Raw genomic sequence first — 16,188 nt, 5'->3', positions numbered from 1 at the left:
GGTGGCAGCGGCCCGCCCGCGCCCGGCACCGGCGTCCGCCCGTCCGCCGGCCCGCGACGCGCTGGCGGCCGCGGTCACCGCGGCGAAGGGAGCGGCGCGATGACCGCACGGCGACGGGTGCTGCTGGCACCGGTCACCATCACCCCCTCCAAACCCCTGACCCCCAGCCATCTCAAGGGACTGCTGTGGACGGATGTGATGTACCGGGCCACCGCCCACCTGGCCGAGGTCTCCTACCGCTACAGCCACACCACCTACGACCCGACGGAACAGACCCTCGGCTTCTGGGAATATCTCGACCGCGCGGTGGGCCGGGCCGACTACTCCGGTCTGACGGAGGAGGAGATAGGGGAGCTGTATGTCGCCTACCGGGCCGAACGGCGGCACCCGCCGGCCACGGCGCTGCGCCCGTACGCCGAAGCGGTGGAGCGGTACGGCTGGCGGCACCCGGCCGGGGAGCGGGTCCTGGAGATCTGGGCGTCCCACTACGCACGCCTGGGACTCCACGACCCCGGACTGACGGAGCATCAGCCACCCGGGCTGAGCCTGGACGAGATGCTGGACCGGATCGGCGAACTCGGGATCTGCCTGGACCACCGGCCGGCCGGCGGCCCGGTCTACCTGGACCTGACCCGCCACGGACTGCCCCTGCGGCAGATCGTCACCCCGGACGGACAGCCCAACTATCTGGCCTGTGCGCTACGGGAACTGCTGCCGCTGGCCCCGCGCTTCGACGAGGTGGTCCTGCTCTACGACAAGGAGCTCGACCCGGACTACCAGCTGCTCGCGCGCGTCCTGGGCCGGCTCGGCCCGCAGGTGCGGCGCACACCCATCGGCCGGGTTCCCATCGACGGGCGGATCACCTCGGCCCGCCACGGAAACTGGCATGAGTCCACGGCCGATGCCCTGCTGCGCGCCTGCTCACAGGAGCACGACGCCGCTGCCGTACGGCTCGGCATGCGGCTCTACTTCATCGCGACACTGGGCCCGGGACAGCAGCAGTCCTTCCGGCGCGATCTGCTGCACCAGTGCATGACGCGCGCCGAACGGCTGCTGAGCGCGGCTCGCGCGAGGGAACCGGACACGGCCGGCATGCCCGCCGCCCTGGCCCGGCACCGGCGCGACCACGTCTATGTCGACCCCTACCGCCTCACCTCGTCCCTGCTCGGCAAGCGCCGCCCCGCCCCGCCCCTCGACCTGATCTCCTCGGTGTTCCTATGACGCTGTCCGCGGATCGTCTGCTGTCCCTCGCTCTCGAACGGCTCCACACGGCCAGACCGGAGCTGAGGGCCCGCCGGGACCTTTCCGGCACGGAAGCCCTGCGCGCCTTCAGAGCCGAACTCACCGGGGACGCCCCGGCGGACGAGGCGGTGGCCGTGGTGGTCATCGGCACCCTCGACCTCTTCCCATGGGTGCGCGAGACCTGTGTGTTCACCTCTTCCCTGACACCCGAAGACGCACAGGCCTGGCGCCGCTCCCTGACCCGGACCGTCTATCTGGCCGGCTCGCCCGCCCGCCTCCAAGACCGGTTCTCCTTCGACCATGTCGCGCCGGACGGGGCGACGGCCTGGCTCGGCCCGGCGCCCGCCGCCGCGTCGACCGGGCTGCGCCGTCTGCTCAAGAGCTTCGACGGACGACGGGTGGTGGCCGGTCTGCCGGCCACCACCGTGGTCATCCCCCCTGGCCCGGAGCCGGGGCACCGGCCGCCCGTACACCGCGCCGTGCACCTCACCACGGACGGCGTCACGCTCACCGACGCCCTTGTCCACCTCAACCATCTGCTCGCAGAAGCGGTCATGGACCGGCTGATCCTTCCCGGCGACCGGCTCACCGTCCGCTGCGTACCCCAACTCGACGACTCCGCAGGGACGTTCGCCGCCCTCCGGATCGACACCGCCACCGACGCGCCCGACAGGCTGCACGCCTTCGCCGGGCTGACCCAGGAGATTCCCGATGCCGTCCCGCACCATCGCTGACCACGGACCCATCCGGTTCGGCTACCACGGCTCATCGACGCTCGTCCGGAGCCTGATCCGCGACGCGGGCTTCGATGACACCGGCTTCCTGCTGCGCGAGTACGACGTCATCGACCCCTTCCGGGCGCTGCGGGCGGGCGAACTGGACGTGATGTCCGTCAAGTTCCGGGTGGACGAGCCGGATCTCGCCGTCAGCCCGGTCCTTGCGCACGACGCCAGGGCGGCCGTGGTCGCCGCCGGGCACCCGCTCGCCGGCCGGGAGTCGGTGTCCATCGAGGAACTCGCCGACTACGAGGCGTTCGACCGGCCCGGGCGGATGCCCGCCTACGTCTGGGACGAGGTCGTGCCGCCGCGCACCCCCTCCGGCCGGCCGATCCGGCGCAGCCACCAGGTGTCGACCATTGCGGAGATGATGCGCCTGGTGGCCGGGTCCACCGCCGTTCATATCTCGCTGGCCTCGCTCGCGGAGGTGGCACCACCTCAGGTGGCCGTCGTACCGATCCACGATCTGCCCAGTGCTCCGGTCGCCGTGGCCTGGCGCCGTGCGGAGCCGCTGCCCGAGCGGGTGCGGGCCTTCGTCGAGGGCGTGCGGCGCGGGGACGGTGAGCGGTGACCGCCCGGAGGGCCGAAACCGTCGTCCTGCTCCACGCGCTGTTCCTGGACTCGTCGATGTGGCATTCCCAGCGCCGTGCCCTGGAGCGGCTCGGCCACCGCGTCCTCGCCTTCGACCAGCGGGGATTCGGCGGCACACCGCTCGGCACGGACGCCCCCGCACTGGACGCGGTGGCCGACGACCTCGCCGCCGCCCTCGATGCCGGGGGGCACGACCGCGTCGTGCTCGTCGGCTCCTCGATGGGCGGGTATGTGGCGATGCGGTTCCTCCGGCGTCATCCGCACCGGGTGCGCGGCCTGGTGCTGTCCGCCACCCGGGCGTCCGCGGACTCCCCGGAGGAGGCGGCCCGGCGCGAGGGCTTCGCCCACCTGATGGAGGACGAGCGGGAGCGGGACGGCCTCCTCGCACAGACCATGCCCCTGCTGCTCGGCGCCACGACCCGGGCCGAGAGCCCCGAGCTGCTCGAACGGCTGCTGAGGGACGTGGCGCAGGCGCCGCCGGCAGCCGTGGCATGGGCACAGCGGGCGATCGCGGCGCGGCCGGACTCCTTCGCCGTACTGGGTGCCACCACCGTGCCGGCGGTGGTGGTCGCCGGCACGGAGGACGAGCTGGTCCCGCTGGAGGAGGCGCGGCGGATGGCCGCCGCACTGCCCCAGGGGCAGCTGGTCACGGTGGCAGGGGCCGGCCACCTCCAGCCGCTGGAGGCTCCCGAGGTCTTCACCGGGGTGCTCACGCGGCTGCTGGACGACATCGACGAGCAGGAACGGGTGCCGGGAGGGCGCACATGCTGACGGACGACCACAAGGACTGGGGATACGCGTCCTCCACCGGACTGGGCTTCACACATCAGGAGATCGTCGAGGCCCACTTCCGGGCGTGCGCCCCGCAGTACCGGGCGGCGCTCGATCAGGTGGGGATCCGGCCCGGCTGGCGGGTGCTGGACGCGGGCTGCGGCAGCGGCGCGTTCCTGCCCTGGCTGGCCGAGCTGGTCGGGCCCACCGGCCGTCTCTCGGCCGTCGACCTGGCCGGGGAGAACGTCGGGCTGGTGACCGAACTGGCCCTCCGGGAGCGGCTGGAGGCCCCGCTGGAGGCCCGGCAGGGCGATGTGCTGCGCCTGCCGTACGAGGACAACTCCTTCGACGCCATCTGGTGTGCCAACACCACCCAGTACCTCGGCGACCGCGAACTGGAGCTGGCGCTCGCGGAGTTCATCCGGGTCGTGCGGCCGGGCGGTCTGGTCGCCGTCAAGGATCTCGACGCGGGTCTGATCACGGCACGGCCCGCCGACCCCTTCCTCTTCACGGACTTCTTCCGAAGGGCCGGCGGGTCCCCGGGGTACGCACACCAGTTGCTGCGCGCCCGCGATCTCTACCGCAGGCTGTCCGCCGCCGGGCTCGGCTCCGTACGGCAGCACACGCTGCTGATCGAGCACTATGCGCCCTTCGACGCCGCCGTCCAGCGGTTCTACGGCCTGGCATGTGCGCGGGTGGCGGAGCAGGCCCTGGCAATGGGCTGTACGGAACAGTGGCAGGCATTTACGGATCCGGAGGCACCGGACAATCCTCTCCGGGATCCGCAGGCGTATATCAGTGAGGGAAATGTCGTCGCGATAGGAACCGTGCCCGGCTGAGCCGCCCGGTCCGCGATGCGGCGGGCGGCACGCGGTCCCGTCGTAAGAAACGCCCCAGAGCCTTTCTTATGAGTGCTGCGGGACCGCGAGGGGGTATGCGTGCAGCGCCTCGCGGATGGACTTCAGCGCGGCGCGGGCGTATTCCTCGGGTACCCGGGAGGAGATGGCCAGACCGGTCGGCACCGGCCCCGGCGGCGGCGGGAGGGTGGGACGGATGGCTGTGGGCAGCCCCCACAGCTCGTCCGCGTTGGCGACCAGACAGGCGACTCCGAGACCGGCCTGGATCGCGGCCCGCAGACCGATCAGCTCGGATCCCTCGTAGCCGCGCTTCCACTTGATGCCGTTCTCCTCGAAGGCGGCCAGGGTCCGCCCGCGCAGGGTGCACGGCTCGGTGAACAGCACCAGGGGCAGCGGTGCGTCGCTGCCGACCGCCGGGCGTCCGAACCAGGCCATCTTCAGATGCCCGATCTCCTCGATCCGGTAGGCGGGGTCCGGCCACGGATTGATGAGCAGCGCCAGATCGAGACTGCCGGCGGTGATCTGCTCGGTGAGCGACTCGCTCAGTCCGGTCCGGATGGTCACCTGGGAATCGGGATCCACCCGCTTCAGGCCCCGCAGGATTTCCGGTAGTGCGTCACTGAATTGGTCGGATATACCAAAGGTGATGCGTATACCGTCGCGTGGTGGTGTGAACCGCGCGACGGCCTCGTCATTGAGTCGCAGCATCTTGCGCGCATAACCGAGCAGCTCCGCCCCCGCGGGGCTGAGTCGCATGTTTCGGCCGGTCGTGGCGAAAACGGGCTGCTTGAGAAAAGATTCCAGACGGCGTATCTGTTGGCTTACGGCGGGCTGGGTGAGGTGTAAGGCCTCGGCCGCGCGACCAAACCCGCCCAGGTCGACAATTGTCGCCAGTGTTCTCAGCGTCCCGATCTGCAGGTCGTGATTCATCGTTCCCCCGTCTTCCCGTAAGGAGCCGGCTACCAACTCGGATACGTGCAACTACCATCAACTGATGGTCGATCAGCTACGGTTTGTGATTGCACATGAGTCGATGAGTGCTACAGCTCGGGACTGTAAGCAGCCGCTGTGATCGGTGTCAACGGGTATAGGATGCGGGCCACTTCGGCTTGCACACGAGTGTGAGGTTAGGTTGTTCTGATGCCCAACGGGATGGAGGCGTGGTCGTGACCGATACGGGCAACACGGCAGGACGCACGCTGGCCGCCAAGTTGAATCATCTCTTCGAGACAGTGATTCCCGCAGGCCGCGGCCCCTACAGCACGGAGGAGGTCGCGCGCGCCATCACCACGGACGGCGTACCGATCTCGGGCAGCTACATCTGGCTGCTGCGCAAGGGGCAACGGGACAACCCGACGTTGCGCCATCTTGAGGGCATGGCAAGATTTTTCGGAGTTCCGCCGGCCTACTTCTTCGACGACCAGGTGTCCGCGAAGGTCGACGCCGACCTCACGCTGCTCACCGCCCTTCGGGATTCGCAGGTGCAGCAGGTCGCACTCCGCACCGCCGGTCTCTCGCCGCGGACACTCAGCTCGATCAGTGAAGTGATCGAGCGGGTGCGGGAGTTGGAGGGGCTCCCGCGTAAGCCTGCGGGCGAGGATTCCTAGCCACCACCATGCACGTCAGGTCCCTGATGTCGGCCAGACGTGAGCACCGACCGAACCAGGGGGCCAGTCAGTGAGTTCTCGGGCGGTGAACCGGCGCTGTCGAGCTCTGGTCCGCGATCTCGAAATCACCTCTCCATTGGATGTGCGGGCGCTGTGCGACCGTGTGGCACAGCACACGGGCCGCCCGATCCGGCTCGAATCGATCTCGCTCCCACCCGACGGCCCGTGCGGTCTGTGGGTCGCGGTCGGCGAGACGGACTACATCTTCTACGAGCAGGAAACCAGCCCGCTGCATCAGGAGCACATCATCGCCCATGAACTGGGCCATGTGCTGTGCGACCACCGCACCAGCGCCGTGGTGGGTGAGGAATCGTCACTGCTGATCCTGCCCAACCTGGACCCCCGGATGGTCCAACGGGTGCTCCGGCGCACGCAGTACAACAGCGTGGAGGAGCAGGAGGCCGAGGTCATCGCCTCATTGATCCTCCAGGAGGCGCACCGCAGAACCCGGGAGCCCACCTGGACGGTGCCCTCCGGATCCGCCGAGGTGATCCAGCGGCTGGACCGTTCGCTGCGGCACATCCCCAAAGGGGGCCGGTGAACGTCTATCTGCACCCGGTGTGTGCGGTGGTCGCCTGGCTGGCCTTTGGGTACAAACTCAGCGCCTTACGGAAATCGCCACGCGACTACGCACTGATCGCACTGTGCGGGGCGCTCATGTGCTCCGCCCTGAGCTTCACGGTGTCCCACCCCTACGTCTGGGGATATGTCGACCGGCTGTTCGGCTTCCCCAACAGCGCGGCCCTGGTGTCCATGGTGTGCGTCGTGCTGGTCCTGACGAACCAGCAGATCGTCCTCACCTTCTGGGCGCATCCGCCCGAACGCGCCTGGCGCAGAGCACGGCCCAGGGTGCTCGCCGCCGCCCTCGTACTGGCCGCGCTCATCACCCTCTTCGCGATGACGGCGCCGTCCGAGCCGCGACCGAAAGACTTCTCGCTGCACTACGCCGGCCACCCGCTCTACGCCGTCTACCTCCTGATCTACCTCGTCTTCTACACCATCGGTGAAATCGAGACCGCGCGCCTGAGCCAGCGCTACGCCAAGGTCTCGCACCGCCTGTGGCTGCGCAGGGGCCTGCGGCTGACGGCCGTGGGGGCATGGACGACCCTGGGCTTCAGCCTGATCAGGATCACCGACGTCATCCTCTCCCCGTACGCGGTGGACCTGCGGCCGCTGGAACCGGTCGCCTGGGTGTGCGGTGACGTCGGGGCGCTGCTCACCCATGTCGGCTGGACCCTCCCCGGCTGGGGCCCGACGCTGAACGCGCCGCGCCGCTGGCTGCGGGCCTGGCGCCAGTACCGTCGGCTGCGACCGTTGTGGAACGTCCTGCACGAACTCGCGCCGATGATCGAACTCACTGCCCCCGCGAACGGCTTCTGGAGCCGATTCAGGCCCTCCACCCTGGAGTTCAAGCTGTACCGCCAGGTCATCGAGATACGCGACGGTCAGCTCGCCCTGCGTTCGTACACCGATCCGGAGGCGGTCCGCACCGCGACGGAACTGGGCCGCAGGGCCGGGCTGACCGGCAAGGAACTCCAGGCGATCGAGGAGGCCGCCCAGCTGGCCTCCATGGTCAGAGCCCGGGAACGCAATGTGCCGCCCTCGGCACACCCGGCGCCGCGGACCGTCACGGGCCCGCAGGGCGCCGACCTCACCGACGAGATCGACTGGCTGGTCAAGGTCGCGGAGACCATGAACTCTCCCTACGTCGCCGCCGGCGTCGAGGGAAGCACCACACCATGACACCGATATGGCCCTTGGAGGGCGCGCGTGCGCACGATGCAAGACACCCTGCTCGCACTGAACGATTACTGGGCGGAGCAAGGGTGCCTGGTCGCCCAGCCGATGAACAGTGAGGTCGGCGCGGGAACGCTCAACCCCGCCACCTTCCTGCGTGTCCAGGGCCCCGAACCCTGGCGCGTGGCCTACCCCGAGCCGAGCGTCCGCCCCGACGACTCACGCTACGGCGAGAACCCGAACCGACTGCAGACCCACACCCAGTACCAGGTGATCCTCAAGCCCGAACCGGGCAACGCCCAGCAGCTGTATCTGGGCAGCCTGCGGGCCATCGGCATCGACATCGCCGCACACGACATCCGCTTCGTCGAGGACAACTGGGCCTCACCCGCCCTCGGCGCCTGGGGACTGGGCTGGGAGGTGTGGCTGGACGGGCTGGAGATCACCCAGTTCACCTACTTCCAGCAGGCCGGCGGGATCACGCTCGACCCGGTGTCCGTGGAGATCACCTACGGCCTGGAGCGCATCCTCATGGCGCTGCAGAACGTGAGCCACTTCAAGGACATCGCCTACGCGCCCGGCGTCTCCTACGGAGAGATCTTCGGCCAGGCCGAGTACGAGATGAGCCGCTACTACCTCGACGACGCCGATGTGACCACGCAGCGCGCGCTGTTCGAGACCTACGCCGAAGAAGCCCGCCGCATGCTGGACGCCCGGCTGCCGGTCCCCGCGTACACCTATGTGCTCAAGTGCTCCCACACCTTCAACGTGCTCGACGCGCGCGGCGCCATCTCCACCACGGAGCGGGCCCGCGCCTTCGCCCGGATGCGGGCGCTCGCCCACGATGTCGCGGGCCTGTGGGCGGCGCGGCGCGAGGAGCTCGGTCACCCGCTCGGCCGGGCCGAGGCCGTACCCGCCGCACAGCCCGCGGCCGACACCGGACAGCCGCCGGTCGGCCCCGCCACCCTCGCCTTCGAGATCGGCGTCGAGGAGATGCCCCCCGCCGAGGTGAGCCACACGGCACAGGCCGTACGGGAGGCGCTCACCGAGAAGCTCGCAGGCACCAGGCTCCCGCACGGCGCGATCAGCGTCGTCGCCTCCCCGCGCCGGGTGGTGGCGCTGGTGCACGAAGTGGTGGGCCAGGAGGCGGACCACGAGCGGACGGTACGCGGACCCCGGGTCGCCGCGGCCTTCGACAAGGACGGCAACGCCACCCAGGCCGCCCTCGGGTTCGCGCGCAGCCAGGGCGTCGAGGCGGAGGAGCTGGCCCGCGCCGAGTTCGGGGGGCACGAGCATGTCGTGGTGACCCGCCAGGTGCGCGGCCGCACCGCGTTCGAGGTGCTCGCCGAGATCCTGCCGCAGATCGTGACCGGACTGCGCGCCGAGAAGAACATGCGCTGGAACGCCCCCGGCCTGGTCTTCACCCGCCCCATCAGGTGGCTCCTGGCGCTGCTCGGCGACCGCGTCGTGCCCTTCTCGCTCGCCGGCCTCACGGCAGGGCGTACGACACATGTGCACCGCGACGCGCCGTCCCCCACGGTCGAGGTCCCCTCGGCCGACGGCTTCCTGGACCTTCTGACGGACCACGGCATCCTGGCCGACGCGGACGTACGACGCCGCCTCGTCGAGGACGGTGCGATGCGGCTCGCCGCCGGAGCCGGTGGCACCGTCGACCTGGAGGAGCACCGCGACCTCGTCTCAGAGATCACCGATCTCGTCGAGCGTCCCGTCCCCCTCCTCGGCAGCTTCGACCCGGGCTATCTCCAGCTGCCGGCGCAGATCCTCACCACCGTCATGCGCAAGCACCAGCGCTACCTCCCGGTCCAGGACACCGAGGGCACGCTGCTGCCGCACTTCATCGCCGTCGCCAACGGCAGCTGCGACGAAGCGGTCGTCCGCGCGGGCAACGAGGCCGTGCTGCGCGCGCGGTACGAGGACGCCGCGTTCTTCTGGCGCGCGGACCTGGCCACGCCGCTGACCGAGATGCGGGACAAGCTGACCCTGCTCACCTTCGAGGAGCGACTCGGCTCGATGGCCGACCGGGCCGGGCGCATCGCGGCCATCGCGGCGCGGCTCGCGCAGACCGTCGAACTGGACCTGGACGACCGGAGCACCCTGGACCGCGCATCCCGGCTCGCCAAATTCGACCTCGGCTCCCACATGGTCACCGAACTCTCCGGTCTCGCCGGTGTCATGGCCCGGGAGTACGCCGATCGCGCCGGCGAGGGCGAGGCCGTCGCCACCGCGCTGTTCGACATGGAGCTGCCGCGATTCGCCGGGGACGCGCTCCCCGCCACCCGCGCCGGCGCCCTGCTGGCCCTGGCGGACCGCTTCGACCTCCTGGCGGGCCTGTTCGCCATCGGCTCCGTCCCCACCGGAAGCTCGGACCCCTACGGGCTCCGCCGCTCCGCGCTGGGCGTGGTCAACATCCTGCGCACCCGCCCCGAACTGGCCTCCCTCACCATCGAGGACGGTCTGCGGATCGCGGCGGAGCACCAGCCGGTGACCTGCTCGACGGAGGCGCTGGCCGATGCGCGGCAGTTCGTACTGCGCCGCTTCGAACAGCAACTCCTGGAAAGCGGCCACTCGGTGGCACAGGTGCGGGCGGTCCTGCCGCGCGGCGGCAGCCCCCTGCACACCGAGCAGACCCTCGCCGAACTCGACTCGCTGCTCGGCACCCCGCAGTTCACCGCTCTCATCGCGGCGCTGCAGCGCGTCCGGCGCATCCTTCCGCAGGACACGGAGCCCACGTGTGACCCGGCGCTGTTCGACAGCCCGGCGGAGCACGACCTCCACGCCGCGGTGCAAAAGCTCCGCAGCACGCTCGGCGACGACACCTCGCTGCTCCGTTTCGCGCGCGAGACCGGCGAACTCGTCACCGCGATCAATGCGTTCTTCGACCAGGTGATGGTGATGGCCGAGGACCCGGCCAAGCGCGCGAACCGCCTCGGTCTGCTCGCGCTCGTCCATTCCCCGGCGGCCCGCGTCCTGTCCTGGAGCGAGCTCAGCTGACCCCTGCCGAAGGCGGGGCCCGCACACCGGGGCCCTGCCTTCGGCCGCGTCCGCCGCCCGGTGGGCCTCCCGCCGACAGGCGGCGACCGCGACCCGAAAGCGGCAATCTCTGTTGCCGTCTCCGGAACGAGCTTGTGCAATGGCGGTGTGCAGCATTCACCCGCCCTCACCCAAGTCCTCTCCGACGTCGGTCCCCGCCTCAAGCGCCTGCGCGCTCAGCGTGGTGTGACACTGGCGGCGCTCTCCGAGGCCACCGGTATCTCCAAGAGCACCCTGTCCCGTCTGGAGTCCGGTCAGCGCCGCCCCAGCCTGGAACTGCTGCTCCCCATCGCCCAGGCCCACCAGGTCCCGCTGGACGAACTGGTCGGCGCCCCCGAGGTCGGCGACCCCCGCATCCGGCTCACGCCCCAGCGCGTGAACGGCAACACCGTGCTGCCCCTGACCCGGCAGCCCGGCCCGCTGCAGACCTTCAAGATGATCCTCCCGCACACCCGGAGCACACCGGAGCCCTGTACCCATGAGGGCTATGAATGGCTCTACGTTCTCGCCGGACGCCTGCGCCTGGTCCTGGCCGACCACGATCTGGTCCTGGGCCCGGGCGAGGCCGCCGAGTTCGACACCCGGCTGCCGCACTGGTTCGGCAGCACCGGCGAGGGCCCCGTCGAACTCCTCAGCCTCTTCGGCCGCCAGGGCGAGCGCATGCACGTACGCGCCCGGCCCCGTGCCCGGTCCGCCGATGGGTGACATGCCGCCGACGGCGTAATGGGCGGGCTGGGCTGTTTGGCCGCGTCAGGCTGTGGCCCTCGGTCGCGGTCGTGTCAGGAGCCCGTGTGAACAGATCGGGTGAGTCGATCTTTGAACGGATCCGTCGTGGTCGCCGGCCGGGCCAGGGCCGAATCGCCGAGCGGCCGGCGGCGATTGCGGACAACAGCGGCAGCGAGGTGCCCCGCCCGCCGGCGTGGATGCGCTGGCTGCCGGCCGCCTACGTCGTGTTCGTGCTGCTGCTCGAAACCGTGACCCCCACGATCTGGGCGGTGAGCTTCCTGCTCATCGCGCTGCCGGTGATCGCCGCGTACACCCTCGGCCCCGTCAGCGTCGCCGCCGTCACGGTCTTCGCCGTCGTACTGGAAGGCGTCCTGGCCGGCACCCCGTGCTGCACCGGCCACAACATCCACCAACTGTGGGCGAACCACTATGTCGCCGCCTACATCGCCACCGGCCTGGTCGGCATCCTCGGCGTGGCGCTGGCCGCCCACCGCCGGCGTCAGGAACGCCACCTGGTACGCGCCAACTCGGTGGCCGAAGCCCTGATGCGGACCCTGCTGCGGCCGGTGCCGCACCAGGTCGGACACGTACTCGCGGCCGGTCTCTACCGGTCCGGCGAGGTCGGCACCATGGTCGGCGGCGACCTCTACGACATCCGCGCCACCCCGGACGGTGAGCGCGCCATCATCGGCGATGTCCGCGGCAAGGGACTCAAGGCCGTACGCACGGTCGCCGACATCCTCGGCAGTTTCCGCGAGGCCGTCTACGAACAGGGGGATCTGCTGGCCGTCGCCGCCCGTATGGAACGGCGGCTGGCCCGTGAGGCCGAAGAGCTGCCCGACGACGAGCTGTTCGTGACCGCCGCCCTGATCGAGTACGACGCCCGGGCCGACCGGGTGACGATCGTCAACCATGGGCACATCGAGCCGGTCCTGATCTCCGAAGGCGAGGTGACGGCCCTCACCGGACCACCCGCGCTCCCGCTCGGCCTGGGCACCCTGGCCGACGAGCCGCCCGTCGCCTACACCCACCGCTTCGCCCACGGCGACGTCCTGCTGCTCTGCACCGACGGACTGATCGAGGCCCGCGACCGGACCGGCGCCTTCTACCCGCTTCTCGACCGCCTCCGTCACCGCTTCGCCGGCCGCCCCGCGCCCGGCCCCTGCGACGTCATCGACTTCCTCAACACCGACCTGCCCCGCCACACCCGCGTCTTCCACGACGATGTCGCCCTCCTGGCCATCGCACCGCTTAGACAGAAGTAAAAGTGTTACGGTTATGTCGTCAGCTGGACTTGCAGCTGAACTTGTCGCAGCGGAGGAGCGCACCATGGCGATGACGACGTACGAGGACTCACGAGCCGCACAGCTTCTGGGACGGCCGTTCACCATCGGGGATCTGACCCTCAGGAACCGGATCGCCATGGCGCCGGTGACCCGGTGCTTCTCGCCGGGCGGGGTGCCCGGTGAGAACGTCGCCGCGTACTACGCACGGCGGGCGGCCGGCGGGGCCGGGCTGATCGTCACCGAGGGCACCTTCATCGACCGCGCGGCCGCGGCGGCGTACCACGATGTGCCGCACTTCTACGGAGCGGACGCGCTGGCCGGCTGGGCCCGGGTCGTCGACGAGGTTCATCGCGCGGGCGGCCGCATCATGCCGCAGCTGTGGCACACGGGCATGTCGCGCGAGCCCGGGAGCCTGCCGGCCGGCGTCCCCGCCGAGGGCCCGTCCGGCGTGGGCCTCGACGGCCGTCCGTACGGCTCCGCGATGACGCTGCGGGACATCGACGAGGTGATCCGGGCCTTCGCCGAGGCGGCCGCGACCGCGGAGCGCATCGGCTTCGACGGCATCGAACTGCACGGCGCCCACGGCTACTTGATCGACAACTATCTCTGGGCGGACACCAACCGGCGCACCGACGACTACGGTGGCGCCCCCGCCTCCCGGGCCCGCTTCGCCGCCGAGATCGTGGCCGCTGTGCGCGCCGCCGTCTCGCCCGGATTCCCGGTCGTCCTCCGCTTCTCGCAGTGGAAGACCGACTACTACCAGGCCCGGATAGCCGAGACCCCCGAGGAGCTGGAGCAGCTGCTCACCCCGCTCGCCGCGGCCGGCGTGGACGCCTTCCACGCCTCCACCCGCCGCTACTGGCTGCCCGAATTCGAGGGCAGCGGGCTGAACCTCGCCGGATGGGCCAAGAAGCTGACCGGCAAGGCCGTGATGACCGTGGGATCCGTCGGCCTGGACAAGGAGTTCTCCGGCCCGCGGAGCCGTACTCAGCAGTCCGGCGCCACCGGGATCGATCTGCTCCTGGACCGCCTGGAGCGCGACGAGTTCGACCTGGTCGCCGTCGCCCGCGCCATCGTCGCCGACCCCAACTGGCCGGACAAGGCGCTGAGCGGCCGGCTGGGTGAGGCGGTGCCGTACGACGCGGCGCGGCTCGGCAGCCTGGTCTGACTGCCACAGAGGAAAGAAGCCAAGTGAAGCTGCTTCTTATGCCGGATCTCGCATAACGGCAGGCATCCCGTACGCCTGTGAAAAGATGGACCGCCCGCAAGACGTCCAGGAGGTGTGATCGCGATGACCTGGCCCGCCACTGCCCGCTACCACCTGGACCCCGCGCCCGACGGGCTGGGCCTTGCCCAGGACCTGCTCAACAGCGTCGCCGCGGGCACCCCTCGGAAGCCGGACCTCCTCGCCTCCCTGGAGGACGCGCAGGCGTGGGCGAACGAGGCGATCGCCCAGTGGTCGCAGGCCACCGGGCAACCCGCCCCTCAGGTGGAGCTGGACGCCGACGGGCTGGAGGAGCTCCGGGCCTTCCGCGACGCTCTGCACGAGGCGACCGCGACGGCGCAGGGCGCGACATCCGGGGAGGGGGCGGTCGTCGCGCCGGTGGTGCACAGCGCCACCGCCGCGCTCCAGCTCGGCGAGGACGGACTCGTCCGCCTGGAGCCACGCGGTACGGGGTGGCGGCGCCTGGTCTCGCTGATCCTCGCCGCCATCCTGGAAGGACAGCAGGCGGACACCCGCCGCCGCCTCAAGACCTGCCGCAACCCCCGCTGCCGGGTGGCCTTCTACGACCGCTCCCGTAACAACAGCGGGGTCTGGCACGACGTCAAGACCTGCGGCAACGCCGCCAATCTGCGCGCCTACCGCGCGCGTCAGCGAGTCCGGAACCCCTGAGGACGCCCGGCCCCTCGCCCGCCCGGCACGGGCACTATGGCTTCCCGCCGACGGCGGACCGTACCGCTGGAAGAACGCCGAAGCATTCGAGCGGCGCGCCGCCACGGGTCGCGCTGTCTCACTCCCTCTGATGGGCGTCCCGCGCCGCGTCCACGAACCTCTCCAGCGCCGCCCAGAAGGGCCTGTAGGCGGCATCGAAATCGGGCCGGTGGTCGGAGTCGCCGGCCAGATCGGCCGTGACGGCCTCGTAGAAGGGGCCGGTCGCCTTCTGGAGGGCGAGCGCCGCGGCGGCGGCCGAGGGCGGGCCCTCCAGTTCGACCACGCGCGCACAGCGACGGATCTTCGCGTACTCGGCGACCTCCCGGTCGTGCAGCACACCGAGGGCGGCGGTACGGGCGTCGGAGCCGGGCAGCCCTAGCGCCGCGGAGATCTCCCAGTACAACTCGCCCATCCGGTGGGTCTGTTCGATCAGATCCAGATAGGCGGTGCGCCGGCTCTCGCGCAGCCGCTCGGCGCGCTGCGCACGCGCGCCGATCTCGGCCTGGATTTTGGCGGCCCGGGTGCTGCCGCGGCCGGTGACCCAACTGGCGAGCACGGCCGTGCCGCCGGTCACCGCCGCGATCGCCAGAGTCCATACAGTGCTGTCACCCACGTGGCGCCATGATACCGAGCCGCTGCGGCGCCCCGGCCACCGCTACGAGGGGAACTCGCCCGGCGGCACCTGACTCGTGGTCGCATTGCCGCCGATCACCTTGTTCAGGGTGAACTTCAGCACCGTGTACTGCGTTCCGCCGGACACCTGGACCGTCCGGAAGTTCGCCTTGTCGTCGAACTTCTCGAAGCTGCACCCACGGGTGAAGGACCGCTTGCCCGCGCTCCAGTCCTCGCCGGTGGTGAAGTACACCGTGTACGAACCGCTGTTGACGCTGCGCACGGTCGCCTCGGAGCCCTTGCGTACATACACGGCGAACGCCGTCCGCTCGCCGCGGGTCAGCGTCACCACCGCATCGCTGCTGGTGCCGTTGTTGATCGTCAGCCGCCCCAGACCGCCCCGGCTGCCGTCGCGGACGAACGAGCCGTTGGCGAGCCGCCGGTGCTTGGCCTGCTCCGTACGCGGCAGCCGCAGCGAGGCGTCGTACCCGAGAGCGGTGAGCGTGCGACCGGCCTCCTTGACGCTCTTCGGGCCCTGGGCCGTACCGAGTTCGACGCGCGGCGAGGTGGCGCAGCGGCCGCCGTCGCCGCGGGCGCTCTTGAGGTCCTGGCCCAAGGCGCGCAGCGCGAGGGCGAGCTGGCTGTTGCCCGTGGTGGCGTTGTCCGGCGTACGGGCCGTCTCCAGGGCGTCCGCGGCGGCATCGGCCTTGGTGGCGGCGGCGTCCAGGGCCTTGTCCAGCGATCCGCCCTCGTCCGCCTTGTCGACCGCGCTCAGTGCGCTGTTGAGCGGGCCGAGGGCGCCGGTCAGCGCATGGCGGTAGGCGTCGGGGTCGACGGTCGGGGTGGGGCTGGGGGAGGGCGCCGAAGCGGCCGCCGAGCTGCCGGTGCCGCCCGCCGGCTCCTCGCCTCCGCTGTCCGACGAACAGGCCGCCAGCGGCA

Annotated in this window: 16 protein-coding genes; 13 read left to right on the top strand and 3 right to left on the bottom strand. The window is 70.7% G+C overall.

From position 1 onward, the window contains the following. Positions 1-99: 99 nt before the first annotated feature. From DY245_RS38300 to DY245_RS38280, 5 genes are read left to right on the top strand one after another with little or no spacing between them, the layout of a single operon-like run. On the top strand, positions 100-1,221 hold the full coding sequence (locus DY245_RS38300; protein WP_128511713.1) for a hypothetical protein: 1,122 nt from the start codon (positions 100-102) through the stop codon (positions 1,219-1,221). Beyond that, entirely contained in the window at positions 1,218-1,976 is a 759-nt protein-coding gene (locus DY245_RS38295) for a DUF6182 family protein (RefSeq protein WP_128511712.1), read from the top strand. The genes DY245_RS38300 and DY245_RS38295 overlap by 4 nt, the downstream gene beginning before the upstream one ends. After that, positions 1,954-2,589 carry a LysR substrate-binding domain-containing protein gene (locus DY245_RS38290; RefSeq protein WP_128511711.1) on the top strand — a complete coding sequence of 212 codons (636 nt, stop codon included), beginning with the start codon at positions 1,954-1,956 and terminating at the stop codon, positions 2,587-2,589. Before DY245_RS38295 ends, DY245_RS38290 begins: the two co-directional genes overlap by 23 nt. Then, entirely contained in the window at positions 2,586-3,380 is a 795-nt protein-coding gene (locus tag DY245_RS38285; RefSeq protein WP_244943521.1) for an alpha/beta fold hydrolase, read from the top strand. Before DY245_RS38290 ends, DY245_RS38285 begins: the two co-directional genes overlap by 4 nt. Next, the gene (locus DY245_RS38280; protein ID WP_128511710.1) at positions 3,374-4,219 is read left to right on the top strand and encodes a class I SAM-dependent methyltransferase; all 846 of its coding nucleotides are present in this window, start codon (positions 3,374-3,376) and stop codon (positions 4,217-4,219) included. Before DY245_RS38285 ends, DY245_RS38280 begins: the two co-directional genes overlap by 7 nt. A 66-nt stretch (positions 4,220-4,285) precedes the next feature. On the opposite strand, the gene DY245_RS38275 is transcribed toward DY245_RS38280, so the two are convergent. After that, a complete protein-coding gene (locus DY245_RS38275; protein ID WP_128511709.1) occupies positions 4,286-5,167 on the bottom strand; it encodes a LysR substrate-binding domain-containing protein in 882 nt (293 codons plus the stop codon). Positions 5,168-5,403: 236 nt separating this feature from the next. Here DY245_RS38275 and DY245_RS38270 point away from each other — a divergent pair, with 236 nt between their 5' ends. The 8 genes from DY245_RS38270 to DY245_RS38235 all read left to right on the top strand — a co-directional run bounded on the left by DY245_RS38270 (position 5,404) and on the right by DY245_RS38235 (position 14,598). Continuing rightward, positions 5,404-5,844 (top strand): helix-turn-helix domain-containing protein, encoded by a 441-nt coding sequence (locus DY245_RS38270; RefSeq protein WP_128511708.1) that lies wholly within the window; start codon positions 5,404-5,406, stop codon positions 5,842-5,844. A 163-nt stretch (positions 5,845-6,007) separates the two neighbouring features. After that, positions 6,008-6,445 carry a M48 family metalloprotease gene (locus DY245_RS38265; RefSeq protein WP_220377994.1) on the top strand — a complete coding sequence of 146 codons (438 nt, stop codon included), beginning with the start codon at positions 6,008-6,010 and terminating at the stop codon, positions 6,443-6,445. Then, complete coding sequence (locus DY245_RS38260; protein WP_128511706.1) at positions 6,442-7,647, top strand: MAB_1171c family putative transporter; 1,206 nt, start codon at positions 6,442-6,444, stop codon at positions 7,645-7,647. The genes DY245_RS38265 and DY245_RS38260 overlap by 4 nt, the downstream gene beginning before the upstream one ends. Positions 7,648-7,683: 36 nt before the next feature. Then, positions 7,684-10,653, top strand: coding sequence for a glycine--tRNA ligase (locus DY245_RS38255; protein WP_128511714.1), 2,970 nt, complete (start codon positions 7,684-7,686; stop codon positions 10,651-10,653). Positions 10,654-10,800: 147 nt separating this feature from the next. Continuing rightward, on the top strand, positions 10,801-11,397 hold the full coding sequence (locus DY245_RS38250) for a helix-turn-helix domain-containing protein (protein WP_128511705.1): 597 nt from the start codon (positions 10,801-10,803) through the stop codon (positions 11,395-11,397). An 86-nt stretch (positions 11,398-11,483) separates the two neighbouring features. Beyond that, positions 11,484-12,683 carry a PP2C family protein-serine/threonine phosphatase gene (locus tag DY245_RS38245; RefSeq protein ID WP_128511704.1) on the top strand — a complete coding sequence of 400 codons (1,200 nt, stop codon included), beginning with the start codon at positions 11,484-11,486 and terminating at the stop codon, positions 12,681-12,683. A gap of 64 nt (positions 12,684-12,747) precedes the next feature. Then, positions 12,748-13,872 (top strand): NADH:flavin oxidoreductase, encoded by a 1,125-nt coding sequence (locus DY245_RS38240; protein ID WP_128511703.1) that lies wholly within the window; start codon positions 12,748-12,750, stop codon positions 13,870-13,872. Positions 13,873-13,995: 123 nt separating this feature from the next. Next, a complete protein-coding gene (locus DY245_RS38235) occupies positions 13,996-14,598 on the top strand; it encodes a CGNR zinc finger domain-containing protein (RefSeq protein ID WP_128511702.1) in 603 nt (200 codons plus the stop codon). A gap of 118 nt (positions 14,599-14,716) precedes the next feature. On the opposite strand, the gene DY245_RS38230 is transcribed toward DY245_RS38235, so the two are convergent. Both DY245_RS38230 and DY245_RS44990 read right to left on the bottom strand, forming a co-directional pair. Beyond that, a complete protein-coding gene (locus DY245_RS38230) occupies positions 14,717-15,250 on the bottom strand; it encodes a hypothetical protein (RefSeq protein ID WP_128511701.1) in 534 nt (177 codons plus the stop codon). A 42-nt stretch (positions 15,251-15,292) separates the two neighbouring features. Further along, the coding region (locus DY245_RS44990; RefSeq protein ID WP_181924049.1) for a hypothetical protein at positions 15,293-16,188 on the bottom strand (896 nt) is incomplete at its 5' end.

It is taken from the genome of Streptomyces inhibens (assembly GCF_003389455.1).
GTDB classification, from domain to species: domain Bacteria; phylum Actinomycetota; class Actinomycetes; order Streptomycetales; family Streptomycetaceae; genus Streptomyces; species Streptomyces inhibens.
This window is presented reverse-complemented; position numbering and strand designations above follow the sequence as displayed.